At 55.3% G+C, this 25390-nt stretch carries 24 protein-coding genes and 3 pseudogenes; 14 read left to right on the top strand and 13 right to left on the bottom strand.

Going from position 1 to position 25390, the window contains the following annotated elements; genetic code table 11:
- The first annotated feature begins 25 nt into the window (after positions 1-25).
- On the top strand, positions 26-850 hold the full coding sequence (locus BCA33_RS11135) for an inositol monophosphatase family protein (protein ID WP_071265848.1): 825 nt from the start codon (positions 26-28) through the stop codon (positions 848-850).
- 12 nt (positions 851-862) lie between these two features.
- Here BCA33_RS11135 and slmA read toward each other — a convergent pair whose 3' ends face one another.
- The 9 genes and pseudogenes from slmA to BCA33_RS11090 all read right to left on the bottom strand — a co-directional run bounded on the left by slmA (position 863) and on the right by BCA33_RS11090 (position 9429).
- The gene (slmA, locus tag BCA33_RS11130) at positions 863-1456 is read right to left on the bottom strand and encodes a nucleoid occlusion factor SlmA (protein WP_071265846.1); all 594 of its coding nucleotides are present in this window, start codon (positions 1454-1456) and stop codon (positions 863-865) included.
- Between the two features lie 28 nt (positions 1457-1484).
- Positions 1485-2294: a thiazole synthase gene (locus tag BCA33_RS11125; RefSeq protein ID WP_071265844.1), complete on the bottom strand. Its 810-nt coding sequence runs from the start codon at positions 2292-2294 to the stop codon at positions 1485-1487.
- Positions 2295-2378: 84 nt separating this feature from the next.
- Positions 2379-2579 carry a sulfur carrier protein ThiS gene (thiS, locus tag BCA33_RS11120; RefSeq protein WP_071265842.1) on the bottom strand — a complete coding sequence of 67 codons (201 nt, stop codon included), beginning with the start codon at positions 2577-2579 and terminating at the stop codon, positions 2379-2381.
- A gap of 7 nt (positions 2580-2586) precedes the next feature.
- The gene (locus tag BCA33_RS11115; protein WP_071265874.1) at positions 2587-2976 is read right to left on the bottom strand and encodes a DUF423 domain-containing protein; all 390 of its coding nucleotides are present in this window, start codon (positions 2974-2976) and stop codon (positions 2587-2589) included.
- 28 nt (positions 2977-3004) lie between these two features.
- Positions 3005-3804: pseudogene (locus BCA33_RS11110) on the bottom strand (symmetrical bis(5'-nucleosyl)-tetraphosphatase).
- Positions 3797-4660, bottom strand: a complete 864-nt coding sequence (rsmA, locus tag BCA33_RS11105) for a 16S rRNA (adenine(1518)-N(6)/adenine(1519)-N(6))-dimethyltransferase RsmA (RefSeq protein WP_071265840.1) — start codon at positions 4658-4660, stop codon at positions 3797-3799. The pseudogene BCA33_RS11110 and the gene rsmA overlap by 8 nt, the downstream one beginning before the upstream one ends.
- Positions 4657-5699 (bottom strand): annotated as a pseudogene (pdxA, locus tag BCA33_RS11100) (4-hydroxythreonine-4-phosphate dehydrogenase PdxA). Before pdxA ends, rsmA begins: the two are co-directional and overlap by 4 nt.
- Positions 5699-7054, bottom strand: coding sequence for a peptidylprolyl isomerase (locus BCA33_RS11095; RefSeq protein WP_071265838.1), 1356 nt, complete (start codon positions 7052-7054; stop codon positions 5699-5701). The pseudogene pdxA and the gene BCA33_RS11095 overlap by 1 nt, the downstream one beginning before the upstream one ends.
- A 74-nt stretch (positions 7055-7128) precedes the next feature.
- A complete protein-coding gene (locus tag BCA33_RS11090) occupies positions 7129-9429 on the bottom strand; it encodes an LPS-assembly protein LptD (protein ID WP_254774346.1) in 2301 nt (766 codons plus the stop codon).
- A gap of 307 nt (positions 9430-9736) precedes the next feature.
- Here BCA33_RS11090 and BCA33_RS11085 point away from each other — a divergent pair, with 307 nt between their 5' ends.
- The 3 genes from BCA33_RS11085 to BCA33_RS11075 are packed head-to-tail and all read left to right on the top strand — an operon-like array spanning position 9737 to position 12250.
- Complete coding sequence (locus tag BCA33_RS11085; protein WP_071265833.1) at positions 9737-10780, top strand: aminoglycoside phosphotransferase family protein; 1044 nt, start codon at positions 9737-9739, stop codon at positions 10778-10780.
- Entirely contained in the window at positions 10777-11484 is a 708-nt protein-coding gene (murU, locus tag BCA33_RS11080; protein WP_071265831.1) for an N-acetylmuramate alpha-1-phosphate uridylyltransferase MurU, read from the top strand. Before BCA33_RS11085 ends, murU begins: the two co-directional genes overlap by 4 nt.
- 4 nt (positions 11485-11488) lie before the next feature.
- Positions 11489-12250 (top strand): molecular chaperone DjlA, encoded by a 762-nt coding sequence (locus BCA33_RS11075; protein ID WP_071265830.1) that lies wholly within the window; start codon positions 11489-11491, stop codon positions 12248-12250.
- 15 nt (positions 12251-12265) lie between these two features.
- Here BCA33_RS11075 and BCA33_RS11070 read toward each other — a convergent pair whose 3' ends face one another.
- The gene (locus BCA33_RS11070) at positions 12266-13216 is read right to left on the bottom strand and encodes a DUF3530 family protein (RefSeq protein ID WP_175469761.1); all 951 of its coding nucleotides are present in this window, start codon (positions 13214-13216) and stop codon (positions 12266-12268) included.
- A 90-nt stretch (positions 13217-13306) separates the two neighbouring features.
- Between BCA33_RS11070 and rpe the strand changes: the two genes are divergently transcribed.
- From rpe to trpC, 6 genes are all read left to right on the top strand, one after another.
- Positions 13307-14008, top strand: a complete 702-nt coding sequence (gene rpe / locus BCA33_RS11065) for a ribulose-phosphate 3-epimerase (protein WP_071265828.1) — start codon at positions 13307-13309, stop codon at positions 14006-14008.
- Complete coding sequence (locus BCA33_RS11060) at positions 14005-14694, top strand: phosphoglycolate phosphatase (protein WP_071265826.1); 690 nt, start codon at positions 14005-14007, stop codon at positions 14692-14694. The genes rpe and BCA33_RS11060 overlap by 4 nt, the downstream gene beginning before the upstream one ends.
- 200 nt (positions 14695-14894) lie before the next feature.
- On the top strand, positions 14895-16382 hold the full coding sequence (gene trpE / locus BCA33_RS11055; protein ID WP_071265824.1) for an anthranilate synthase component I: 1488 nt from the start codon (positions 14895-14897) through the stop codon (positions 16380-16382).
- Positions 16383-16397: 15 nt separating this feature from the next.
- Positions 16398-16979 carry an aminodeoxychorismate/anthranilate synthase component II gene (locus tag BCA33_RS11050; RefSeq protein ID WP_071265822.1) on the top strand — a complete coding sequence of 194 codons (582 nt, stop codon included), beginning with the start codon at positions 16398-16400 and terminating at the stop codon, positions 16977-16979.
- A 12-nt stretch (positions 16980-16991) separates the two neighbouring features.
- On the top strand, positions 16992-18020 hold the full coding sequence (gene trpD, locus BCA33_RS11045; protein ID WP_071265820.1) for an anthranilate phosphoribosyltransferase: 1029 nt from the start codon (positions 16992-16994) through the stop codon (positions 18018-18020).
- 15 nt (positions 18021-18035) lie between these two features.
- Positions 18036-18851 carry an indole-3-glycerol phosphate synthase TrpC gene (trpC, locus tag BCA33_RS11040; RefSeq protein ID WP_071265819.1) on the top strand — a complete coding sequence of 272 codons (816 nt, stop codon included), beginning with the start codon at positions 18036-18038 and terminating at the stop codon, positions 18849-18851.
- Between the two features lie 39 nt (positions 18852-18890).
- Here the strand turns inward: trpC and BCA33_RS11035 are convergent.
- Positions 18891-19498: pseudogene (locus BCA33_RS11035) on the bottom strand (DUF4202 domain-containing protein).
- A gap of 50 nt (positions 19499-19548) precedes the next feature.
- Positions 19549-20166 (bottom strand): glutathione S-transferase family protein, encoded by a 618-nt coding sequence (locus tag BCA33_RS11030; RefSeq protein WP_071265817.1) that lies wholly within the window; start codon positions 20164-20166, stop codon positions 19549-19551.
- A 386-nt stretch (positions 20167-20552) separates the two neighbouring features.
- On the opposite strand from BCA33_RS11030, the gene BCA33_RS11025 reads away from it, so the two are divergent.
- From BCA33_RS11025 to BCA33_RS11015, 3 genes are all read left to right on the top strand, one after another.
- On the top strand, positions 20553-21521 hold the full coding sequence (locus BCA33_RS11025) for an ABC transporter substrate-binding protein (protein ID WP_071265815.1): 969 nt from the start codon (positions 20553-20555) through the stop codon (positions 21519-21521).
- Between the two features lie 118 nt (positions 21522-21639).
- Entirely contained in the window at positions 21640-22674 is a 1035-nt protein-coding gene (locus tag BCA33_RS11020) for a proline/glycine betaine ABC transporter permease (protein ID WP_071265813.1), read from the top strand.
- Positions 22675-22683: 9 nt separating this feature from the next.
- Positions 22684-23715 (top strand): betaine/proline/choline family ABC transporter ATP-binding protein, encoded by a 1032-nt coding sequence (locus BCA33_RS11015; protein ID WP_071265811.1) that lies wholly within the window; start codon positions 22684-22686, stop codon positions 23713-23715.
- 100 nt (positions 23716-23815) lie between these two features.
- Here BCA33_RS11015 and BCA33_RS11010 read toward each other — a convergent pair whose 3' ends face one another.
- Positions 23816-24700, bottom strand: coding sequence for an META domain-containing protein (locus BCA33_RS11010; protein ID WP_254774341.1), 885 nt, complete (start codon positions 24698-24700; stop codon positions 23816-23818).
- A gap of 253 nt (positions 24701-24953) precedes the next feature.
- Between BCA33_RS11010 and BCA33_RS11005 the strand changes: the two genes are divergently transcribed.
- Positions 24954-25390 (top strand): glutathione S-transferase family protein (locus BCA33_RS11005; protein WP_175469759.1); only part of this gene is annotated, 437 nt, incomplete at its 3' end.

The raw sequence follows: 25390 nt of genomic DNA, 5'->3' as shown, positions 1-25390 counted from the left end.
TTTTAAACACTTAAGTGGGGGCGCCATGTCTGATTCTGTTTCCTTGCGGGGCATCACCGATTTCGCTGAAAATCTGGCTCGGGAAGCCGGCGAGCTAATTGGCCGGGAGCGTGATACAAACACCTTGCGCACCGACTACAAGCAACAAACCGAGCTGGTCACTCACGCGGACATCATGGCCGATGAATTCATTACCACTGCCATCCGCCAACGCTTCCCCGATCACCGCATTCTGTCCGAAGAATCCATGCCAGACCTCAGCCAAGCTGAAGAGCTGGAAACACCTTTGTGGATCGTCGACCCCATTGATGGCACGGTAAACTACGCCTACGGTCACCCGCAGGTTGCGGTATCCATTGCTTACGCTGAAAACGGCCGCGTACAAGCGGGCGTAGTACACGCGCCTTTCCCCGGCGAAACCTTCCGCGCCACGCGCGGCGAGGGCGCCACGCTCAACGGCACCCCCATTGGCCACAGCGGCGCGACGGTGCCCAGAGACTCGCTGTTTGCCACTGGCTTCCCCTACACCAAAGATAATCTGGCCCCGTTGATAAGCCGCTTGGATGCCATGATTCACCAATGCCGCGACCTACGCCGCATCGGTTCTGCCGCGCTGGATATCTGCTGGGTAGCCTGCGGTCGGTTGGACATTTACTACGAAAACGTCAGCCCCTGGGATTTCGCCGCCGCCCGCCTGATCGCCCTGGAAGCCGGCGCCACAGCCGGCCACTTCAGCGAGGTTCCCGAAGGTTACCCGGCCGACCTTTGGGGTCGCGATATTCTGATTTCAGCACCCGCCATCTGGGAACCTGTTCGTGAGATTCTTCGTTCTGCTTCAGGGTACGAGTGAGGAAACTCCAAGTTAGCCCCAAACAGCCTCAGCAACCAACGCCCAACTTTCGTCGACATCGGCTGAGGGCAAACGGGAAAACGACGAGCGGATAAACCGCTGAATTCGGCCTTCCATGAAAACCAGAACAAAATCTGCACCTCGAGTCGCACTGGTGCGTGGGCGCAACCCCTGGCGAATCTCGCCTTCTTTCAGGGTTTGCCGCACTTGGGTTTCCAGGCGCTCGAAAAACTGGGAAGCACGTTTGCGCAAGGCGTCGTTTTCGCCCACCAAGGCATCACCAGTGAGAACACAGCACAAACCCGGATTACGCTCGGCGAACACCAGCACCAAATGCACCAACTGCTGCAAACGAACGCGCACATCCTCCTGCTCCTGCAAGATCATCTGACAGCGGGAAAATACCGCTTCTTCCGCATATTCCAGAAGCGCTTCAAACATTTTGCGCTTGCTGGGGAAGTGGCGATACAGCGCCGCCTCTGTCACGCCAACGGATTTTGCCAAAACAGAGGTGGTGATTCTGGCTCCTGGGTCGTTTTCCAGGAGCTCCAAAAGCGCGTGGAGAATCGCCTCCCGGCGACTGGGTTTCTGATCGGTTACGGCCATACTGCAGCGCTCTTAATCAGAATTTTAATCAGAAAAAAGTGCCATCAAGAGGCGACGATGCACTTGCGTACAGTTTCTTGGGCATCCGCCCTGCAAGATAGGCTTCGCGGCCGGCCTCAATAGCCAAACGCATGGCATTGGCCATTTTAATCGGGTCTTTCGCATGAGCAATGGCACTGTTCATCAATACGCCATCACAGCCAAACTCCATGGCGATGGTGGCATCAGATGCAGTACCAACACCCGCATCCACCAGCACGGGCACTTTCGCGTTTTCGATGATCTGGCGGATGTTGTAGCGGTTCTGGATACCCAGGCCGGAGCCAATGGGCGCACCTAGTGGCATGATCGCAATACAGCCCATCTCCTCAAGGCGCATGGCCAGCAAGGGGTCATCCGAGCAGTACACCATTACCTTGAAGCCGTCTTTGATCAGCTCTTCGGCGGCCACCAGAGTCTCAAGCATGTTTGGGTAAAGGGTTTTGTCTTCGCCCAACACTTCCAGCTTAACCAGGTCGCGGCCGTCGAGCAGTTCACGGGCCAGCTTACACGTGCGCACGGCGTCTTTGGCGGTAAAGCAGCCGGCAGTGTTGGGCAGGATGGTGTAACGTTCCGGGGAGATCACATCCAGCAGGTTAGGTTCATCTGGATTCTGTCCCAGATTGGTGCGGCGAACGGCTACGGTCACAATTTCAGCACCGCTCATTTCCACAGCGTGGCCGGTTTCCATCAGGTCACGGTATTTGCCCGTGCCAACCAGCAATCTTGATTGATAGATACGGCCAGCAATTTCAAGAGGTTTGTCTTCGGGCAGCTGGATCTCTGGCGTGTCGGTCATAGTGTTTCCGGGTTGATAGAACGTAATGATGTAAATGGATGAAGACGTGTATCACGGCCAAGCTTGTGCCGGGCCAGAAAGGGCTTAGCCGCCGCCAATCGCGTGAACAACTTCAACGCGATCACCGGTATTAAGAGCAAATTCGGCGTGCTGGCTGCGGGGCACTATGTCTTCGTTCACCTCAACCGCCAGCCGCTTGCCCGTAAGGGCCATTTTTTCTACCAATGCGGCAACCGTGGCTCCTGCGGGGAGCTCTATCGCCTCACCATTTACCTGTACCTGCATGTCGTTTTTACCCTCTGCCTTTGTCCACTTGCCGGCGTGCGCCAGCTGATAGCAATAATGCCCAACCAATCATAAAACATAGGCCGCCTATGGGCGTAATCGGGCCCACCCAGCGTATGTCGGTCAGCACCAATGTGTACAGGCTGCCACTGAACAGCAGGATGCCTACAAGAAAGAAACCAGCGGCCAGCCCCAACAAACGTCGTGAAAGACCAAAGCCGGACAGCAGGGCCGCCAGCACCAGTGCGATGGCGTGATACATCTGGTAGGTAACCGCCGTCTGAAAGACTTCAAGGCTGCGCTCGCTCACAAGGTTACGCAACCCATGAGCTCCAAAGGCACCGGCCATAACCGCTGTAAGGGCAAAAAACGCGCCGATAACAATAGGCAAACGCATAAGGCCAGGGGTCGGCGGCTTTACTGATTCAGCAGTCACAGTGGATCTTCTCTCCGGTATCCAGGTTCATCATTGTGAGTGCACCGCCCCAGACACAGCCAGTATCCAGGCCAATAAACCGTTCGCTACCGGTCTTGCCTTCGATAGCGGCCCAGTGTCCAAAAATCACACGTAAGTCGTCAGGACGGGGGAATTCAAACCAGGGGGCATAGCCCTTGGGCGCACTGCCAACGGATTCTTTGGCAGTGAGTTCAAGCCTGCCGTCCTGGGCGATAAAGCGCATTCGAGTGAAATAGTTGGTGATGACCCGCCAGCGATCCATGCCTGCCAGGCTTTCACTCCAGCCTTCCGGCTTGTTGCCGTACATGTGCGCAAAGTATTCGGGGGCATGTTCCCCGCGAATCACGTCTTCCACTTCTCGGGCTCGGGTGAGCGTCTGCTGGATGGTCCAGATATGGGGCACCCCGGCATGGACCATCATGATGTTGCGCTCAGAATCGTGCACACACAGATTCTGCTGGCGCAGCCAGCTAACCAGCTTGTCACAATCGGAAGCGTTCAGTATTTCCGCAAGTGTATCCTTGCGCTTTGGCGCGTGGCCACCCAGAGCTACAGCCAACAGATGCAGGTCGTGATTACCAAGAACCACCACGGCTGAATCGCCCAGGCTTTCAATGTAGCGCAGGGTTTTAAGGGATGACGGCCCTCGGTTGATCAAATCACCCGCCACCCAGAGCCGATCACGGGAGGGCGAAAAACCTACCTTGGCCAAAACGTCCTTCAAGCGATCGTAACAGCCTGAATATCGCCTATGGCGTAATCAGTCATAGCTGTCCTCGCCAACATCTCCGGCACTAGGTACGCCGTCCTGAACCCTGCCTTGCTCACTGCCTTTTTCGTTTACCAGTAAGTCGGCAATACTCACGAAATCCGCCAAGCTGAGATTTTCAGGTCGCAAACCGTCATTAATGCCCAAAGCTTGTAACTGCTCAATAGTTACAAGGCCTCCCAGCGCCTTGCGCAGGGTTTTGCGACGAGCATTGAATGCGGTTCTTACCACGGCCTGCAATGTGCCGAGATCCTTCGCCGGGTGCGGGAGCTGGGCATGGGGAACCAGCCGCACAATGGCAGAATCTACTTTCGGCGAAGGCCGAAAGGCACCGGGGCCCACTTCAAACAAGGGCTGAACCTTGCAGAAGTACTGGGTCATGATACCCAACCGGCCATAGTTGTTATCGCCAGATACCGCAGCCATGCGCTGCACGACTTCTTTTTGCAGCATGAAGTGCATGTCTTGCACCACGCCTGTCTGAGACAACAGATGAAAAATCAACGGTGTGGATATGTTGTAAGGCAGGTTGCCGACAATACGCAGCGGTTTTTCATCCACAAGCTGGCTGAAATCAAATTTCAGCGCATCGGCTTCGTGGATGCGGAATTCCGGGTAGTTAAAAAACTTGGTGCGCAGCACCGGAATCAGGTCGCGGTCCAACTCCACCACCTGAAGCTTTGGATTAACGGCCAGAATTTCTTCCGTTATAGCGCCAAGGCCGGGACCAATTTCTACAATGGCTTCATCCGGCTTCGGGTGAATGGCGCGAATAATGCGTTCAATAACTCCCGGATCATGGAGAAAGTTCTGGCCAAATCGTTTTCTGGCCTGATGACCGGCTTTTTTACTCACTCAGAATTCTCTTTGTTGAGGGCTTTGCGATGATTGCAGGCTTCGTGGTTAGCTGCTTTGAGAGAGCGCGCCATCTGCTCACCCACTCGAATAGCGGTGTGCAGACTGCCCGCATCGGCCTTTCCGGTGCCCGCAAGATCCAGAGCCGTGCCGTGATCCACCGAGGTGCGCACAATGGGCAGGCCCAGGGTTATGTTTACCGCACGACCAAAGCCCTGAAATTTCAGAACCGGCAACCCCTGATCGTGGTACATGGCCAGTGCGGCATCGGCATCATCAAGCCAGTGGGGCGTAAACAGAGTATCTGCTGGCAGCGGGCCGGTTAGCTGCATGCCGTTGGCTCGAAGCTTCTCCAGCGTAGGCTCGATAACCTCAATTTCTTCCCGGCCAAGATGGCCGCCCTCACCTGCATGGGGGTTCAGGCCGGCAACAAGAATTCGTGGCCGTTCAATTCCAAAGAATTTTTTCAGATCGGCATTTAAAATGGTGGCTACTTGGGTCAGCCGTTCTGGCGTAATCGCGGCGGGCACATCTTTGAGAGGTAAGTGAGTCGTCACCAACGCCACTCGCAACTCTTCGGTGGCCAGCATCATAACCACCCGCTCCACCGCACACAGCTCTTGCAGGAACTCGGTATGGCCACTGAATTCAATGCCTGCGTCGTTAATAATGCCTTTATGAACCGGTGCAGTAACCATGCCGTCGAAGCGGCCCTCAAGCAGCCTTTCGCCGCCACGGTAAGGGTTTCCAGCACATAGCGGCTGTTGGCGGCATCCAGCTTGCCGGCCATGAGCGACGCACAACCCTCAACGTGCCACACAGAAAGCTCGCCAGCACCTGTTTTCGGTGCCATGCCCGGTTGCCACGGGTGCAAGGTTACGTTGAGCCCAAGCAGCTTGGCCCGGGCCTCCAGCAATGGCTGGCTCGCAACCACCACAACACCAGCGCCGCGTTTCTCGGCAGCAAACTGCAGGCAAAGCTCAGGGCCTATGCCTGCAGGCTCTCCCGCGGTCAGGGCGAGAACAACCGGGTCAGTCATTATTCTGCATCTTCCTCTAGGTTACTGTCAGCATCCTCAGCAGGCTCATCTGCATACTCACCTTTAAACTCGATAAAGGCTTCGTCGCGGATTTCCCGAAGCCAGTTCTGTAGCTCGGTTTCAAACTTGCGGCGATAAATAGCCTGGCGCGCCTCAGCTTCCTTTACGTCGCCACTGATGTCCTTCTGGCGGCGTTCTTCCACCTGCAGAATGTGCCAACCGAACTGGGAGCGGAACGGACCTTTGAACTCGCCAACGCTGGCTTCCTGCATGGCCTGCTCAAACGCTGGCACCATCTGGCCTGGGCTTACCCAACCAAGATTACCACCGTCGGAGCCGGACACAGGATCGTCCGAATATTCCCGAGCTAGCACCGCAAAATCAGCGCCATCCTGAATTTGCTCAGAAAGCGTCCGTATGGTGGCTTCCGCCTCGGCATCGGTTACTGCCTCTGAAGGCCGTATCAAGATATGGCGTACGCGATTCTGCTGGATAACTTGTTTCTGGGAGCCGCCGCGTGAGTCCATCACCATCACCATGTGAAAACCGCTGTTGTTCTCCAGAATCTCGGAAGGCTTGCCGACCTCCAGGGCTGGCACAACCGGCGCAACCAGTGACGGTAACTGACGCTCGCTGCGCCAACCCATGTCGCCGCCCTCAAGCGCATTGCTGGCATCGGATTCAGCAACCGCCACTTCGCGGAAATCACGGCCGTTCAATATAGCCGCCCGCAGTTCTTCTGCTCTTTCACGGGTTGCGTCCACCGCGGCATCATCGACAGGATCATCCAGCTCAATAAAAATATAGGCAAGGCGATATTCCGCATCGTTGCCACCGCCGGACTCCAATGCCTGAAGATAATTTTCAACCTCTCGGTCCGTCACACGGACACGGCTACCCACTTGGCGCTGTTGCACCCGCCCGGTGATCATTTCTTGCCTGATCTGTTCCCGGGCCTGGCGGTAGCTTACGCCTTCGGTGGCCAACTGGTTTTCAAACTCAGACAGGCTCAAACCATTTCGATCTGCAATATTAGCCAGAGTTTCGTTGAGCTCATTGTCACTGATGCGCATGCCCATTTTTTCAGACATCTGTAGCTGGACCGATTCGGTGATCAACTGTTCCAGCACCCGCTCTTCAAGAAGGCGACGCGGTGGCAGGCCAGTACCCTCAGCACTTAAGCGACCGGCAATGGTGTTAATTCTTGCTTCGAGCTCAGTTTGGAGGATTACATCGTCATCAACAATGGCAACCACCTTGTCGAGCAGTTTGCGCTCAGCCTGGGCCGAAAAAGAAAGCGCTACTGCCAACAGCATCAGCAGCATCTGTAAACCTTGGCGAATCGTCGCCTTCATAATCACCTCTATAATGAAGATATAAGCCTGCGGATAGGGTACCTGAAGGCACGGTTGCCGTCAGGGGGTACGAATCAGGGGGCGCCAAAACGGCGACGCTCACGCTCATCAAAACCATAAATAGCCTCGGAGATCGACGCTGAAGATCCGCCGCTACCCCCTAGGCCTTTTAGCTGAATTTGGAACAGCAAACGGCTGTCCAGTTCCCGATCATCAGTCAGGTAGTTCTGATGAACCACCTGAACACTCCAACAGCAATTGTTATACTCAATTCCGGCAAGGGATCCTACGGTGCGATCCAAATCCGAATCATACACCCAGCGGCCGATCAGACTAACACGGTCTGTTGCGGGGATAACCGCCGCAATATCTGACTGTTCCAACTCTCCTTTGCTGTATGTATGGCCAACGCTGGCGAGGTACCGGTAATCCTCGGTGTGAAAAACCAGTTGGCTACGGCCTTCTTCGGTATCGCCAGTATCCGGATCCCACAGCCCGGACGAGCGGATTTCCAAATTCTGTAACGGGTTAAGCACCACCTCTCCCGCCAGTGGTGAGCGACTGCGGTTGCCGCCGCCTTCACCGAACAGCGTAACCTCGCGATCCTGAAAATATTGGACCTGCCCAATACTGAAACGGGCTCGCTCGGCACCGGTCACCAGATCATTAAATCGACTGGTCACGGCCACGGTCAATTGGTTAGCGTCGCCTACCCGGTCGCCGCCGACAAAGCGGTCTGGTCGGAACAGTTGCTCAAAACGAAAGGTCTGCAGAGCGGTATCAAACGCTGGAATGTAATTTTGATCTGCTTCCGCATCGGCCCACGCATAATAAAGCCGGGGCTCGAAGGTCTGGTTATATGGCACATCGAACAGGCTCGATTGACGGTCAAAATACAAGCCATTATCCCACTCCACTACGGGAACCGTGCGATCAAAGCGGCCATCCCCGGCAGTGTAATCATCAAGCTCATAACGGGTGTAATCAAGGCTGACCGACGGGCGGCTAAAGCCCCAAAGGGCTCGCATCGGCAGTGCCAGCTCGGGGCGAGCCCGAAAACGCTGGCCGTTGGCTTTGTCGAGACCGGTTAAAGTGTCATTGTCCCGATAAAACCACGTGTACTGGCTCTCCAGGCCTGCCTCAAACCAACCGGCGTCGGCGGTTCCTGCATAAATGGCTTCCGGCAGCTGTGCGTATGGTTTGTTCACCTGTGCAATACGATCACTGACTGTTTGGTAGTCATTCAAATACACGTCAAAATACTGATTCGTATCCTGGTAACGCACACCACCCCTGCGCTGCAGGTGTGTTGTCTGGTTAATCTCCAGGCTGCGGTTCAGGTCACTAAGATAGTCATCATCACTGACCACTGAAAAATCACCATACCCGTTCCAGCCAGAACCCAGAGTCGCGCGAGTAGACGCATCCAGAGCCCAGCGCTGCCCGGACTCACCAGGATTTTCGTCGGTGTAAGCCGAATCATCATCGATGTAACCCAGCTGCAACGTCGTCTCCCCCAACGTGCTGAGATACCTGCCCTCCACTTCATTAAAGAGGCCGCGGCCATGAATGTATTGAGGCGTAACTGTGGCGTCGTAGTGGGGGGCCAGGTTCAGATAATAGGGTACTGCGAAAAAGGCACCGCTGCCGGCATTGGACGATCCGAACTGCGGATAAAGAAAGCCAGTCTTACGTCGATCGTCTATAGGAAAGCTGGCAAAGGGCCAGTAAAACACAGGAACATCCAAAACTTCGAGGCGAACGTGTTTTGCCGTACCAACGCCCTCAGCCTGATCCAGCTTAATATCAGACGCAACAATTGCCCAGTCGTTCTGTTGCGGGCCGCACGTGGTAAGCCTGCCTTCGCGGATCAGAACTCTGGAGTCGTCCACTCGGGAAAGACTGTTGGCGCTGCCCCGCATTTCCGGGCCATGCAAAAGAAAGGTCGCTGTATTGATATCAAATCGCCGTGAATCAACACTGTATTCGGCGCGCTCCCCGGTCAGAAGAAACCCATTACCACGACTAACCAATGGCCCTTGAATAGCAACCTGGCCATTGCTCTGGTTATACCGCGCCTCAGAGCCGGTTACTTGAAAATCTCCCTGACGCAGCCGAACATCGCCTTCTAGATATAACTCACGATCGATTTCGTAGCGAGCGTTCAGGCCGCTGACCTGCAGGGGAGCATCTTGCTCAGCGCCCTCACCAAAAACACCGGCCCCACCCTCTCCTGCACTGGATGGCATATAGCCACCTGAGCAAAAGGCCGGCAACGAGTCCCTGGCGGTTTCCGGAAGCTGGTCTCTCGATCGCCAGTCCAGCTCGGCAGCAGATGGTGCGTCTTCAGCAGCGGAAAAACCCGCTCCCGACATCAGGGCAAACCCTGCAAGCAGGCTCACAATCCGGCGTTGCAACGTGCCTTTCTGCGCCTGCAGATAGCGGTTGAACATTGGCACGGTAGCAAGGTTCCTGTTCCAAATGCATGAAGAGTTGTGGATAGCGCAACGGGGTACGAATACACACATGATAGCGGCCTAGTTTACACATGCCTCGGAAGCTTGTTAACGGAAACGAGACCAGATGAGTGAAACTCCGCTGCAAAACCGCTTTACCCTCTTTATACTTCCCATATTCCTCTGCTAACTTCTACTTTATTAATTCAGGACAATAAGCCGAGCTATGGACAACCGCCTGCAAATGCTCACCGCCTGGGTCAGACAGTTTCCCGGCTTCGAAAACGCCGACGCCGAGCCCGTTTCTGGCGACGCCAGCTTCCGGCGCTATTTCCGGACATTCAAAGCGACCAGCGACAGTTCCACCCCGTTCATTGTTATGGATTCGCCTCCGGAACAGGAGGACTGCAAGCCATTCGTAACGATTGGCAGGCATTGGCATCAAGCAGGCATTGCGGTTCCGCAGATTTTCGAAGCCGACCCGATACGCGGCTTTTTGTTACTGGAAGACTTCGGTGACCAGCTAATGCTGGGTCAGCTTACCCCCAGCAACGCAAACGCACTGTACCAGGGCGCACTGGACGAGCTCATTCTTATCCAACAGCTGCCGGCTCCCCCTGACTCTCCATTGCCCATCTATGACACGGCTTTGTTGAATCGCGAAATGATGCTTTTCAGGGACTGGCTGTTAGAGGGCTACCTGAGGCTGGAGCTGGATAACGTTGAGAAATCCATGCTGGATACCACATTCGCGCTACTCCGTGAGAGCGCCTTGGCCCAGCCCCGCGTTACCGTGCACAGGGATTACCATTCCCGAAACTTACTGGTGCGGGAACATAGCAGCCGCCCGGGCGTAATCGATTTTCAGGACGCAGTATCTGGGCCGGTGACCTACGATGCGGTCTCCCTACTGAAAGACTGCTACGTTCAATGGCCTGAAGAGCAAATTTGTGAGTGGCTAAACGCCTTCCGGGAACAAACTCTGGACGCTGGCCTGCATCGTGCCGACCGAGACACTTTCCGACAGTGGTTTGAGCTAATGGGCATGCAACGCCACCTCAAGGCTGCGGGCATCTTTGCCAGGCTGGCCATGCGGGATAACAAACCACGCTACTTGGAAGACATTCCCCGTACCGTGAGCTATCTGCTTGCCGCCAGCAAGCGCCAGCAAGCCTTGCGACACTTCCACGAATGGCTGTTAGCGGTTGCCGTGCCGCGAATTGAAGACCTTATCGGCCCAGTTCCTGGCCAGGAGACTTTGGCACCGTGAAGGCGATGATTCTTGCCGCAGGAAAGGGGGAGCGTATGCGGCCACTGACCCTCACCACCCCCAAGCCTCTGCTTAGTGTCGGCGGCAAACCGCTTATTGAATACCACCTGGAGCGTCTTCAACAGGCAGGTTTCCGGGATGTGGTCATTAATCACGCGTGGCTCGGAGAACAGATTGAGTACACTCTAAGCAGCGGTGAACGGTTCGGGCTTTCCCTGCACTACTCACGTGAAGGCGAGCCATTGGAGACCGCCGGCGGCATTGTCCGGGCTCTGCCGCTGCTTTCAACCCCAGGCAACGACTGGTTTATGGTAATCAACGGTGATATTTGGGCTGATTTCGACCTCACCCGGCTTCAACCTCCTGCAGCCGGCGAGCAACCTGCCATCGACGCCATTCTGGTGATGGCAGACAACCCAAAACACAACCGCCAGGGTGATTTTTGCCTGAAAGATGGCGGCATGCTCTGCGAAGCGTGTGCAGTTAAAGAAGGCGAGACGCTGACGTTTACTGGCATTAGCCTCCTGCACCGCAGACTATTTGAGGGGTTAACGGATCAAGCCGGTAAACTCGGGCCTGTCCTGCGGGCCGCTATGGGCAAAGACCGGGTGGCCGGGCTGCATCACGATGGGCTCTGGGTCGATGTAGGAACGCCGGAGCGGCTGCGGGCACTGGACCAGCAACTGGCCGTTCAGGAGCCTTAAGGCTATGGCGACCCGCCCCGCGCAACCAGCTTTGCCTCCGCGCATGGAGGCCGCTTTCGCAGCACTTCTGAAGGAGCTCTGTGCTGCTGACCACCACGCGCAAACTCTGATCAGCCATACACGGCTACCTTGGTGGTGTCGTCGCCCATTGTTCTTCTTTCTGGGCTACATAGCCAAAGCTGAGGGGCGAGTGTCCGAGCAAGACGTCAGCTTTGCAGAAAGTCTCATTACCGCACTCAAGCTGTCAAAGCGACAAAGACACAAAGCCATACAACATTTTCAGCGTGGTAAAGCATCAGGCACGCTCCCACCGTTAAGCGGGCTTGCCTTAAGGTTAAGCCGCAGCACTTGGCCTGCCCCGGCTCTGAAAATCGCCATTTGCCTGTGCCACGCGGCGCAACTAAAAGGCCGGCCTGGCAAACCTCGCCTCCATCGCTGCGAGGATGTCATCGACCAGACAGGGCTTCCAATTACGGTCTGCGAAGACATTTTTGACAGCTACGCTGCCAAATCATGGAGCAATGTAAGCGACGTACCAGCAAAGCCTATAAATCTTGAGCAAGCCTGTGCGCTGTTTGGCGCCACCCGACGGGATTCCCTGGTGGTTATCAAGCGCGCATATCGGAAAAAAGTGTCTGAATGCCACCCCGACAAACTGGCACAGCAACAGCATCTTAGCCCCGCCGAGCTGGCGCTAGCCAAAGAGCGACTGCTGTGTTTCCAGCATGCCTGGGAACTCATCCGGCGCTACCACAAACTGAACTGAGGCTGCCCCCGCCACTTAAAGAGCTTTCGGTCGGAGCCAAGCTGAAATCCTTCCCGCCAAAGCCTTCCCGTTTCGCGGCAACAACAAATCTCCCGAACCCATGAACTGGAGACTAAAGCCCTCTACTCCAGCCCGTTTCAGCCCGGCTTTGAGCTGCTCGCGCTCATCAGACGAGGAAAGCTCCAAAATCCGCGGCACCGAGGCCTTTTTTAACGCCCCTGCCAGCTTTTTGGAATCGTTGGGGTAAAGCTTTGGCGCTACCCAAACCAAGGCAGGAGACCCGCCCATCTCGGCCGCGTATAACACGACATGATTGCTACCACGACCAAGCCCCACTACCGAAGTTAGCTTGTAATCACGTTTCTCTAGCGCTGCAACACCTGCGACCAGCTGCGCGCGGATACGGGAGCGATAAGCTGCTTCCAGCTCACCCACTGCTTCAGAAGCCATGACATCAATTGTGGCAGGGTCGGTGGCTTCGAGGGCCTTTTCGACTGGTTCAGGGCTCAAGCCGGGCATGGCAATGGGTCGCTCCAGAACCTGCTCAATAGCCAGTGGAGGCGCTTCCAGACCCAGCGTAAGCACAGCAAAGTTTCGGCGCGCAAGTTCCCGAGCCAAAGCGCCCGTTAGCCCCGACTCAGCATTACCTCCTTCATCTGCCAGTATGATCAGCCCACCCCGGGCGGGTGCTGCGCGCTCGGGCCACAGCAAGGCCAACGTGCGATCCCCATCCTCCAGATCAAGCCACAGCGCGCTATCCGGGAACCTCTGGCTAAGTTTCTGCTCACCCAAACCAGACTCTACACTTCCCCGCGCTTTGCCCACCGACGCTTGAGCTGGCTCCGGAGGTTCGTCTTTATCTTGCCCGTGTGCGGGTAACAAGCCGCCGGTCAGTAAGGCAATCACTAGCCAACCACACACACTACGGCGGCAACTGCCTTGGCTTATTGTTCTGAATCGGCGCACAGTTCCTGCTCCTCTGGCTACGAAAACACGCTCTTGTACTGTTAGACTGTCATTATTATTAATGGCTGCCAATTGTTTGCGAGAACCGTGATGAATCCTTATCTGATTGCCCCATCCATTCTGTCTGCCAATTTTGCTCGTTTGGGCGAGGAAGTAGATAACGTACTGGCCGCAGGCGCAGACGTGGTCCACTTTGACGTTATGGACAACCACTATGTGCCCAACCTGACCATCGGGCCGATGGTGTGTGAAGCGCTGCGCAAGCATGGCGTTACCGCGCCCATAGACGTACACCTAATGGTGTCGCCAGTGGACGACCTGATCCGCATGTTCATTGACGCCGGTGCCAGCTACATTACCTTCCACCCTGAGGCCTCCCAGCACATTGACCGTTCCCTGCAGCTGATTCGCGAGGGCGGCTGCAAAGCCGGTCTGGTGTTCAACCCGGCCACGCCGCTGCACCACATGGATCACGTAATGGACAAGCTCGACATGGTATTGATGATGTCGGTTAACCCGGGCTTTGGTGGTCAGAAGTTCATTCCCGGCACCCTGGACAAACTCCGGGAAGCCCGTAAGCGCATCGACGCCAGCAATTACAACATTCGGCTGGAAATCGACGGTGGCGTAAAAACCGAAAACATCCGTGAAATTGCGGAGGCAGGCGCGGACACCTTTGTTGCAGGCTCGGCTATTTTCAACACCGACGATTACAAAACCACCATCGACGCCATGCGCCAAGAGCTGGAACACGCACGCACGGCACTGGGCCACAAGGTGCCCGGCCAATGAGCCTAGCGGGTCTTTTTAACGCACGCTGGCCCGGCGTTGCCCTGTTTGATCTTGATGGCACGCTGGTAGACAGTGCCCCGGATTTGGCGGCTGCGGTTGACCGCACTCTTGAGCAGCTAGGGCGCAAACCAGCCGGCCTTGAACAGGTGCGCCAATGGGTGGGCCACGGCTCTCCTGTATTGATGCGCCGCGCGTTGGCCGGCAAAGCCGACTGGGAGCCCGCGAGTGCCGCAGACGATGCCCTGTTTAATGATGCGCTGGCGTTGTTTTTCAACAACTATCGGCAACTAAACGGCAAACATGCCGTGGTGTATCCCGGCGTTAAAGCCTGCCTTGAGGCGCTCAGCAAACGAAGCTGCTCCATGGCCGTAGTGACCAACAAGCCAGAACAATTTGTTGGCCCGCTACTGAAGCAGTTGGGGCTGGAGCGTCACTTTAAGTTAGTGATCGGTGGCGACACGCTCGACACAAAGAAGCCAGATCCTGCACCCTTGCTCCACGCCATGAATGCTCTACACGGCAGCCTTGGCACCACCGTAATGGTTGGCGACTCCGCTGCAGACGTCAGTGCCGCTCAGGCCGCCGGCATTCCTTGCGTTGCCGTTACCTATGGCTACAACTTTGGGCAGCCAGTGCACGCACTGGGAGCGGACGCTGTAGTTGATTCCCTGAGCGAGCTTTTGTAACCTCTATGGTATTGGACTCATAAATTATTCAATTCGGGAGATTCCTGCCATGCAGGGACTGATTCTGACTGCCGCGCGAGGCATTCTCACAACCCGCGCAACACGATGGTGGCGATGGCGTACCCGCTAAAAACGCTCAGCCAGGCACCAGGCGAGCACCTGCTCGCTCGAACGCAGATCAGATCTCAGGAAGCCCGACCATGAACTCCGAACAATTCCGCAAGCTGGCACAAGCCGGCTTCAATCGTATCCCCGTGTATCGTGAAGTACTTGCGGACATGGACACCCCTTTAAGCACTTATTTAAAGCTCGCCAGCGGGCCTTACTCTTACCTGTTTGAATCGGTACAGGGTGGCGAAAAATGGGGCCGTTATTCCATCATTGGCCTGCCCAGCCAGGAGGTGCTCAAAGTATTTGACCACCGCATAGAGGTTCGCCGGCACGGCGAGTTGGTAGAAACCGCCGAAGTAGACGACCCGCTTGCGTTTGTTGCCAGTTATCAGGAACGCTTTCATGCGCCTGACCTGGAAGAACTGCCCCGCTTCAACGGCGGTTTGGTGGGTTATTTTGGCTACGACACCGTGCGCTACATTGAAAAGCGCCTTGCAGCCAGTTGCCCCCCGGATCGCATTGGTACGCCCGACATACTGCTAATGGTGTCCAACGAGCTTGTGGTATTCGATAACCTGCGCGGCAAGCTGCACTTAATCGTGCACGTGGATCCAACCGACGAAGGTAGTTTTGACCAAGCTCAGCAGAGGCTGGACGAGCTCGAGCGGAAACTGCATCAGCAAACCGCTGACACCCCGAAAACACCCGAGCACCTGCGCGGCAAAACCGTGGATGAAAGCGAGTTCGTGTCTGGCTTCAGCCAGGAAAAGTTTGAAGCGGCGGTCGACAAAATCAAAGACTACGTGCTGGACGGCGACGTGATGCAAACCGTCATCTCCCAGCGTATGTCAATTCCGTTTGAAGCACCGCCGTTGAACCTGTACCGCTCGCTCAGGGTACTTAACCCGTCGCCGTACATGTACTTCCTGGATCTGGACGACTTTCATATTGTGGGTTCGTCGCCAGAAATTCTGGCGCGCATGGAAGATCGCGAAGTCACCGTGCGCCCCATCGCAGGCACTCGGAAACGAGGTGCCACAGATGCCGAAGACCGAGCCCTGGAAGCCGAGCTGCTGGCCGACCCGAAAGAAATCGCCGAGCACTTGATGTTGATTGATCTGGGCCGCAACGACGCCGGCCGTGTCTCAGAAACCGGCACCGTGCGACTGACCGAGAAAATGGCGGTAGAGCGCTACTCCCACGTGATGCATATAGTGTCCAACGTGACCGGACAGGTTAAAGACGGCACCAGCTGCCTCGACGTGCTCAAGGCCACCTTGCCAGCCGGCACATTGAGCGGCGCCCCGAAAACCCGGGCCATGGAAATCATTGACGAGCTGGAGCCGGTAAAACGTGGCGTGTACGGCGGCGCTGTAGGCTATCTCTCGTTCAACGGCAATATGGATACGGCCATCGCCATCCGCACCGCCGTGATCAAGGACAAAACCCTGCATATACAGGCCGGCGCAGGCATAGTCGCCGACTCGGTACCTCGCCTTGAGTGGAAAGAAACCATGAACAAGGGCCGCGCCATCTTTCGCGCGGTGGCCATGACCTACAACGATTTTGACCACTGAGGCGAGGGACAGATTATGCTTCTAATGCTGGATAATTATGACTCCTTCACCTACAACGTGGTGCAGTATCTCGCCGAGCTGGGCGCCGACGTGCAGGTGCACCGTAACGACGAAATCACGGTGGAGCAGATCGAGGCCCTGAACCCCGAGCGGCTGGTGATTTCCCCGGGCCCCTGCACACCGAGTGAAGCTGGGATTTCCATGGATGTCATCCGGCATTTTGCCGGTAAAATCCCCATACTCGGCGTTTGTCTTGGCCACCAGGCCATTGCCCAGGTATTCGGCGGTAACATCATCCGCGCCGGACGTGTGATGCACGGCAAAGTATCCCCGGTTTACCACCAAAACAGTGGCGTATTCCGCGGCCTGAACAACCCATTACAGGCCACTCGCTATCACAGCCTGGCCATTGAACAGTCCAGCCTGCCGGAATGCCTGGAAATGACCGCCTGGACTCGCAACAGCGATGGCAGCGTGGAAGAAATCATGGGCGTGCGCCACAAAACCCTGGCTATTGAAGGGGTGCAATTTCACCCGGAATCGATCATGAGCGAACAGGGCCACGAACTACTGCGAAACTTCCTGCGAACTCAATAAAAGGCAACTCCAATGAACATGAAAGACGCACTAAACCGGGTGGCCGAAAACCTCGATATGTCCCGGGAAGAAATGAAAGATGTGATGCGCACCGTGATGAACGGTGAGGCCACCGACGCGCAGATTGGCGCCCTGCTGATGGGTTTGCGCACCAAAAGCGAAACCGTTGACGAAATCACCGGCGCTGTAGAAGTTATGCGTGAACTGGTTTCTGGCGTTACCGTAAATGCCGAACCTCTGGTGGACATCGTAGGCACAGGTGGCGATGGCGCCAACCTGTTCAACGTATCCTCGGCCTCAGCTTTTGTTGTCGCTGCTGCCGGCGGTTTTGTCGCCAAACATGGCAACCGCGCCGTCTCTTCCAAAAGCGGCAGTGCCGACCTGATAGAACAGGCGGGAATTAACCTCAATCTCACACCGGAACAGGTCGCCCGCTGCGTCGAGCAGATTGGCGTCGGCTTCATGTTCGCCCCGGCCCATCACGGCGCAATGAAACACGCCGTAGGTCCGCGCAAAGAAATGGGCTGCCGCACTCTGTTCAATATCCTTGGCCCCATGACCAACCCGGCCAACGTAAAGCGCCAATTAGTAGGCGTGTTCAGCAAAGCCTTGTGCCGCCCCATGGCCGAAGTGCTGCAAAAGCTGGGCTCCGAACACATTATGGTGGTGGCCTCCAAAGACGGCCTCGACGAAATCAGCCTGGCCAGCGCGACCCATGTAGCGGAACTGAAAAACGGCGAAATCATCGAATACGACATCACTCCGGAAGACCTGGGCATTAAAAGCCAGACGCTGGTCGGCCTGTCGGTAGAAACTGCCGAAGAATCCCTGAACCTGATTAAAGCCGCCTTTGGCCGAGGCCACGACGAAATGGCTGAAAAAGCCCGGGACTTGATCGCCTTGAACGCTGGCGCAGCCATCTACGTTGCCGGTCTGGCTCCAACAATTAAAATGGGTGTGGAAATGGCGTTAGACGCCATGGGCTCGGGCCTGGCCGCCGGCAAACTGTCAGAACTGGCCGACTTTTCCCATTGCTTCTGAGTCAGGAAAAACCAAATGACCAAGCACAACGAGAAAACACCCACCATCCTGCGCAAAATCGTCGACCGGAAGTGGGAGGAAATCGAGACCCGCAAGCGCTCCGCACGCCTTGAAGACCTCAGAGCCCGCGCCGGCGACCAACCAGATACACGGGGTTTCACCAATGCCCTGCGCCAGCGTATCGAAGCAGGCACGCCTGCCGTTATCGCGGAAATCAAAAAAGCTTCACCAAGCAAAGGCATACTCCGCGACCCATTTAAGCCAGCCGAGATTGCCGAAAGCTACGAGGCAGGTGGCGCTGCCTGCCTGTCCGTACTCACCGACCACGACTTCTTCCAAGGCCATGAAGACTACTTGATAGCGGCCCGCAACGCCTGCAGCCTGCCGGTTATTCGCAAAGACTTCATGGTAGCGCCTTATCAGGTGTACGAAGCCCGCGCCATCGGTGCCGACTGCATACTTCTGATTGCCGCTTGTCTCACCAAAGACCAGATGCAGGAACTGGAAGGCATAGCACACGAAATTGGAATGGACGTACTCGTAGAGGTGCATAACAGCGAAGAGATGGACGAGGCATTAACGTTGACCACGCCACTGATCGGCATCAACAACCGCGACCTGCACAGCTTCGACGTATCGCTGGAAACGACGTTTGACCTGCATCAGCGCATAGGCGCAGACCGAATGGCCATTACCGAGAGCGGCATCATGACCCGTGCCAACGTAGAAGCCATGACCGAACGCGGCATCTACGGGTTTCTGGTCGGCGAATCCTTCATGCGCGCTGCCAACCCGGGCGAGAAACTGCAGGAGCTGTTCTTCCCCCAGTAGAGTGGCAGCAACACCCGGTAAAATCTGACCCTCGGCGGATCAAACAGGATCCGCCAGCGCCTCCTGCATCAACAGCTGCAAATGCTCGGGCAGCTTTGCCGATAACGCCAAAGCTCGCTCGTGGGCGCGGGGCGACATCTTGCCCCAGGTGCGGCGCACGATCCTCAGCCACTTATCACGATCATATTCCACGTTATCGGCATAGAACTGCGCGAAGTATTTTTCCAAAAATACCATACAGCAACGTCTTCCAGCAGCTGCGTGTCTGCATCTTTGCGCAACTCCCGCTTGGTCAGAATTATCTCAACCCGCTCGCACTCGCTCTTGGGGTAGCCGCAACCAGCCATAATCTCTGCGGCCCTGCGACCGTGCATACGCCCGCAAGCCTGACGCCATTCGTAATAGGATTTCCGACCCTCTGGGTAGTCACTGCGAGGCATTTTCCAGCGTTCAAGATGCTGAGCGCGACAGGCAATCTGCATGCGCGCTGAGGGCGAAGGCTCCAGTTCATGCAACCACCGCGTCATATGCAGGCTGTAGGCGTATTCTCTAGGCACCGACTCACCTGCTACGACCTCCTGATTAGCGTCTAAGCGATTTGCACTGTCAATCGCATCCAAAACGCATTGAAGTCGTTCCCGATCCATACTGCCTCCCTTGCTTTGATAGTGGGCCTGCGTAGCCAGGCCCAGTCGATTCAGGCCTGCGCAGATGGGCGCGACTTGATACGGTCGTACCATGCTTGAAGGTGGGTCTGTTCCGGCAAGATACGAATCTTCACCACCTTGGCAAACGCGACTGTTGTGAACGCGTTAATGTCGGCCGCCGTCATCCGATCGCAGCAAATGTATTCCCGCTCAGCAAGGTGATCGTTGAGTAAGTTCATAAACTTGCTAACACTTTTTCCGCAGTCCTCACCCCACTCCTGAATTGGGTTCATCCTGTCTTTGAAATAGCCGCTGGTATGCTGGAAACACATGCCCGTAGGCAAAAAGAAGTAAAACTCCAACCACCTGACCCACTGTTCAATGGTGGCCTTCTCAACCGGCGTATCACCCAGCAGGGTCAGCGTGTCTGGATAACTTTCTTCAAAGTAACGGCAAATAGCCATGGTCTCGGCGATGCAGGTACCATCATCCAGCTCCATAACCGGCACTTTCTTCATGGGGTTACGTGCGACATACTCCGGCGTCAGATTTTCACCTTTTTGCAAATCAATCTCAATGAATTCGGCCTTCTCAAGCAGTCCTTTCTCCGCCATAAACATGCGCACGCGGCGAGGGTTTGGTGCGGTTTTTGTTTCAAAAATCTTCATTATTATCAGCTCCGTTCCGGTTGAATCAGGGGTTACTCAGCGTAACAAACAATCGAAAGACTGACCCGAAAAAAGGGTTGCGTCAAGCAACTAGCCAGAAGCCCCAGCAGTGGCTTCGATACGTCTTCGGAGTTGACGCATTTTCGTTAAAACCTTGTAACTGAGCTCAGGATCCTTATGCTTGTAGCTACGTGGTAACCGAGACGAGCCGCCTTGCCCTATTCCCTGTATTGCAAAAATAACCGCAGACCTGCAAGCCTCATCCGGGTGCCTCTTGTCAGTAATAAAAAGATCAACAAAGCAACTGATAACAAAACAACCAGCACCAAAAAACGACAACAGTCAGTTCGATCAGAATTCACCAGCCCCCAAACGGAGAAGTGACTATGCGAAAGCTTACGTCTGCTGCACTGCTATGTGCACTATCAGTGCCCGCGATGGCACAAGCCAACTGTGGTGAAGTGTCCATCACAGAAATGAACTGGGCCTCTAACACAGTGGTCACCAACGTAGCCAAATTCATTATGGAACAAGGCTATGGGTGCGATGTGTCGGTTATCCCATCAGACACCGTACCAGCCGTAACGTCTGTTGCTGAAAACGGCGAGCCGGACATTGTTACAGAGTTATGGCTGAACTCAGCCGGTGAGGCTTATTTGCGCCTTGAAGAAGAAGGTAAAATCGAACGGCTTGGCAAAGTACTCACCCCTGGCGGCGTTGAAGGCTGGTGGATTCCCACGTATTTGGCAGAGAAGCATCCTGAGCTGAAGACCATCGAAGGTGTGATGGCCAACCCCGAACTGGTTGGCTCGCGTTTCAATAATTGCCCTGACGGATGGGGCTGCCGGGTTGTTAGTGACAACCTGATTCGCGCGCTGGATCTTGAAGACTCAGGCATTAAGGTCTTTAACCACGGTTCCGGCGAGACCCTGGCCTCTTCCATGGCCTCGGCTGTACAAAACGAAGAGCCTTGGCTCGGCTACTACTGGGGCCCAACGGTACCTCTTGGCAAATACGACATGACGCGCGTAAAGCTGGGTGAGTACAAGCAGAAAGTTCACCAGAAGAACCAGACTGCCAACGCGGACAATCCCGGTGTATCCGAGTTCCCGGCTGCAACCGTTCTTACTTCTGTTACCACCGACTTCAAGGACCGCGAACCTGAAGTGACAGAGATGCTCAGCAAGATGACGTTCAAGACAGACACCATGAGCGCGCTTCTAGCCTGGATGGACTCCAGTAACGCATCCGGTGAAGAAGCAGCGGTTTATTTCCTGAGCAATAACCGTGATGAGTGGTCTGACTGGCTGAACGATGACGCCAAGAAGAAGCTTGCGGCCATTCTTGAAAACTGATTGACCCGCCCTGTCCCAGGCGCAGCATCTGTATAGATCTGCCCTGGGCACCCCTTGTAGTCATAGCAATTGATTTCTGTGGCGCATGGCACTCATGCGCAGAAGAGGCTAAACACACATGGCAACCTACGACTCCCTGTTTTCGGCACTTGGGTTAAAAGACTGGTGCGCGGAAGGTAAAGAAGATGGCCCTATGTCCATGGCGGACTTACTCGCCAAGGCCAAGGGCAAGAATGCAGAGCCAGAATCCCTTTGGGACTTTCCATTTCCATCGATGGATGCCCTGAATGATTCTTGTACCGCGTTTCCGCAATCCCGAGAACTCACCCAAGGGCTGGAACAGGGCTTCCTTGCCATAAAAGACAACCTTAGCCTGGTACTCGACCCACTAACCCAGCCGCTGAGCTGGGCTCTTGATAGCGCCCTGTACGGCATGCTTAATACGCCCTGGTGGATTGTCATCCCCATCATGCTTGCGGTCGTTTTTCTGGTCACCAAATCCTGGAAACTGGTGTTATTTGTGGGTGCCAGCATTTGCCTGCTGGCATTCATTGACTACTACGAATACGCCATGCAAACGCTTGCCATCATTTTTGTCTGCGCCTTCCTTTGTGTGCTGCTTGGGGTGCCCATAGGCATCGCTATGTCCAGAAGCAACACCATCCAACGGCTGACGATTCCTGTGCTGGACATGCTCCAGACCTTGCCGCCATTCGTTTACCTGATTCCGCTGATCTTCCTGTTCAGCGTGACCGAATCCAAGCTCTACGGTATTGCCATTATTCTCTATGCCATAGTGCCGGTAGTAAGGCTTACCAATCTTGGCATCCGGTTGGTAGACAAAGATGTGATTGAAGCCGCTGACGCCTTTGGCATGACGCCCAGGCAGAAACTGTTCAAGGTTCAGATCCCCCTGGCCCTACCTAACATCATGGCGGGCGTTAACCAGACCATCATGATGAGCCTCGCCATGGTTGTTATCGCATCCCTGGTTTCCGCACCCGGCCTCGGTGTTCTGGTGCTTCGTGGTATCCGTAACCTTGAACTTGGCGTAGGCCTGGTTGCCGGTCTCGGTATTGTCATCCTGGCCGTCGTTCTGGACCGGGTAACCAAGGCTTCTCTGGCACGCATCAATGCCACCCATAAGCAGTGAGGACAGCAAGTGGCAAACGATATTAAGATTTCTATTAAAAACCTCTACAAGATATTCGGGCCAACGCCGGATGTGGCGCTGGAATATGTGAAGCGGGGAATGAACAAGGCCGACCTGCTGGATCAGCACAATCACGTTCTTGGGCTGAGAGACATCAACGTAGATGTCTGCGATGGCAAGATCACCGTTATCATGGGGCTTTCTGGCTCGGGCAAGTCAACGCTGATTCGCCACCTCAACCGGCTGATTGAACCCACCGCTGGAGAAATCCGGCTCAATGGCAACGATGTTCTGGATCTGAACGAGGAGCAGTTACGCCAGTTGCGCCGGGAACAGATGTCCATGGTGTTCCAGAAGTTCGCGTTACTGCCCCACAAAACCGTACTTGAAAACGCCGGCATGGCTCTCAACATTCGCGGCCACACGGTCGCAGACTTCGAAAATGAAGCGGTAAAATGGCTGGCTCGAGTGGGTCTTGAGGGCAATGAAAACCAATACCCCCACCAGTTATCTGGCGGCATGCAACAGCGGGTAGGTATAGCTCGCGCGCTGGTTTCCAACTCCCCTATCATGTTGATGGATGAGGCTTTCTCAGCACTGGACCCGCTGATTCGTTCAGACATGCAAGATCTGCTACTGGAGCTTCAGGGCGAGCTGCAAAAGACCATTATATTCATCACTCACGATCTGGACGAGGCATTGAAGCTGTCAGATCATCTGGTGATACTCAAGGATGGTGAAGTGGTTCAGCAGGGCGATCCCCAGGACATCCTACTTAACCCCAATGACCCTTATATTATTGCCTTCATAAACGATATAAACCGTGCTCGAGTGCTTCGGGTACGTTCCGTCATGAAGCCCCATAGCGCAAACGATACTGACTACGCTGGAGATATTTCCGAGAAGGACAACCTGGAAACAGTGCTTTCACTATCAGGGGGCGATACCGACAAAACTTACCGGGTAGTACGGGACGGCGAGACGGTGGGCAGCCTCAGCATGAAAGACCTGACTCGTGCCCTGGTTCCCTCAGAGGCTTAAACCGCGAGAAGCAGTCTGGCCGCTTTAAAGCACTCCATGCCGGCATTTCTACCGGCATGGAGTGGGGCCGTTCAGCACTACACTGCCGCGCGTTTGTCCCTTAGTTTTCTGTGGACTGGAACGCCTTGATTTCCTCGCCTTCAGACGTTGTAAGCACCAACTCTCCGTTGCGCCCAATCGCCGCAAGCTTCACTTTCGACATAAGCTCTAAAAAGCGGTCTTCCTGATTCATTAGTGCAGGCGCACAGGCCATTTTTGTTGCATGCATATAGTCAAAGCTTACGCCTTCAGCGGTGAGCTCATACTGGCCTCCGTAGCGATTACAGGAAGCCCGGCCCGCAAAGCGGTTCTCATCAAAAAACTCCACGGTTATGCGGGAGCGATCAATAATGCCAGCGCCGGCCAGGTCTTCAACAATCCATTCGGCGCCACGGAACAAACGCTCAGGGTCTCCACCACAGCCCTGAAAGACTTCGCCGTTCAGTTCAAGGCGAACCTGGGCCGGGAACTGGGCGCCAGACATGCTATCTTCACACAGCTGACGCGCCACCTTGAGCGTTAACTCCTCGCCGTCCAGCTCACCACTGAACTCCCGGCCGTGGCGGTTAGCAACGGTGGTTTCCAGCGCAATCTTTTCAGGCTCTCCAGATTCGTAAGGGCGATTAAACAACAGCTCTTCACCTTCAACACGAGCGTGCCAAAAGGGCTCGTTGCCGGTGGCCTCAAACGGCATTTCCAACGCGCCTGCCTGCAGGCACTCTGGATAAGCCTGCCCTTTTACGGTAAACGTTGCCCGCTCGCCCTTGCTCAAGAAGCTGGTTTCATGGTCCCCGGGAGCCACATAGAGCACTCCGGAGGCACTTGCTTTCGGCTTCAGCAACAGGCGCTTGCCCTGATAATCAACACCAAGCAAATCATCGTCGTTTGCATTGGCAACATTTACGCTCAACTGGCCACACTGGTAACTGCCAGAAACTGCTTGCATATTTGGCCCGGTGGCGCATGCAGAGAGAAGGAGCCCGGTAGCTGCCACGAGAGAAGTCATCAAAACCCGCTGTAGGTACATGGATACAACCTATATTTGTAACATGAATGAATGCCGGCATTTTAAAGACAAGCCTGGGGGAAAACCAATGGAGGGGGCTGCAAAAGCATTAAAAACATGCGACTCATAGAGCTGCGCTTTTTATCCCTCTGGCTCACGGCTATGCTAGAGCCCATTACTCAGGAGATACTGCATGGCTCTCAGACTCTATCAGTTCGCCATATCCCACTACTGCGAGAAAATTCGCTGGGCTCTGGATTACAAGAATCTCAGTTATGAAAGCACAAACCTGCTACCGGGCCAGCACATAAAAGCCATACAAAAGCTTACCAAAGGCTCGGGCGCGTCTGTACCTGTGCTGGAGCATAATGGAGAAGTGATCCAGGGTTCATCCGACATACTCGACTACCTTGATAGAATCTTCCCTGACAAGCCTCTTACGCCGCTGGATGAAGCTACAAAGACTCAAGCCCTGGCATGGGAGAAGCGCCTGGATGAAGAGGCAGGCCCCGCTGTTCGCTGTTATTCCTATCACCATTTCCTGCAGCGCCCGAAAATTGTGGTGCCACTGCTTACTGCGGGCACGCCCTTTTACAATCGTATTCTGCTTAGCCTGACGTTCAGTCGAGT

Source organism: Marinobacter sp. AC-23 (assembly GCF_001858325.1).
Lineage (GTDB): Bacteria > Pseudomonadota > Gammaproteobacteria > Pseudomonadales > Oleiphilaceae > Marinobacter.
Note: the sequence above shows the minus strand (reverse complement) of the source record. Positions and strands in the feature narration are given on the sequence as shown.

Bases quoted from the DNA above. Each gene is read 5' to 3' on its own strand.
- BCA33_RS11115 (WP_071265874.1), bottom strand. From the start codon at position 2,976: ATGCGTTTGCCTATTGTTATCGGCGCGTTTTTTGCCCTTACAGCGGTT.
- trpE (WP_071265824.1), top strand. From the start codon at position 14,895: ATGAACTCCGAACAATTCCGCAAGCTGGCACAAGCCGGCTTCAATCGT.
- BCA33_RS11025 (WP_071265815.1), top strand. From the start codon at position 20,553: ATGCGAAAGCTTACGTCTGCTGCACTGCTATGTGCACTATCAGTGCCC.
- BCA33_RS11095 (WP_071265838.1), bottom strand. From the start codon at position 7,054: ATGAAGGCGACGATTCGCCAAGGTTTACAGATGCTGCTGATGCTGTTG.
- BCA33_RS11020 (WP_071265813.1), top strand. From the start codon at position 21,640: ATGGCAACCTACGACTCCCTGTTTTCGGCACTTGGGTTAAAAGACTGG.
- BCA33_RS11010 (WP_254774341.1), bottom strand. From the start codon at position 24,700: ATGCAAGCAGTTTCTGGCAGTTACCAGTGTGGCCAGTTGAGCGTAAAT.
- BCA33_RS11030 (WP_071265817.1), bottom strand. From the start codon at position 20,166: ATGAAGATTTTTGAAACAAAAACCGCACCAAACCCTCGCCGCGTGCGC.
- BCA33_RS11125 (WP_071265844.1), bottom strand. From the start codon at position 2,294: ATGACCGACACGCCAGAGATCCAGCTGCCCGAAGACAAACCTCTTGAA.
- thiS (WP_071265842.1), bottom strand. From the start codon at position 2,579: ATGCAGGTACAGGTAAATGGTGAGGCGATAGAGCTCCCCGCAGGAGCC.
- BCA33_RS11075 (WP_071265830.1), top strand. From the start codon at position 11,489: ATGGCGACCCGCCCCGCGCAACCAGCTTTGCCTCCGCGCATGGAGGCC.
- BCA33_RS11090 (WP_254774346.1), bottom strand. From the start codon at position 9,429: ATGTCGGGAGCGGGTTTTTCCGCTGCTGAAGACGCACCATCTGCTGCC.
- BCA33_RS11085 (WP_071265833.1), top strand. From the start codon at position 9,737: ATGGACAACCGCCTGCAAATGCTCACCGCCTGGGTCAGACAGTTTCCC.
- trpD (WP_071265820.1), top strand. From the start codon at position 16,992: ATGAACATGAAAGACGCACTAAACCGGGTGGCCGAAAACCTCGATATG.
- rpe (WP_071265828.1), top strand. From the start codon at position 13,307: ATGAATCCTTATCTGATTGCCCCATCCATTCTGTCTGCCAATTTTGCT.
- BCA33_RS11060 (WP_071265826.1), top strand. From the start codon at position 14,005: ATGAGCCTAGCGGGTCTTTTTAACGCACGCTGGCCCGGCGTTGCCCTG.
- BCA33_RS11135 (WP_071265848.1), top strand. From the start codon at position 26: ATGTCTGATTCTGTTTCCTTGCGGGGCATCACCGATTTCGCTGAAAAT.
- BCA33_RS11050 (WP_071265822.1), top strand. From the start codon at position 16,398: ATGCTTCTAATGCTGGATAATTATGACTCCTTCACCTACAACGTGGTG.
- slmA (WP_071265846.1), bottom strand. From the start codon at position 1,456: ATGGCCGTAACCGATCAGAAACCCAGTCGCCGGGAGGCGATTCTCCAC.
- trpC (WP_071265819.1), top strand. From the start codon at position 18,036: ATGACCAAGCACAACGAGAAAACACCCACCATCCTGCGCAAAATCGTC.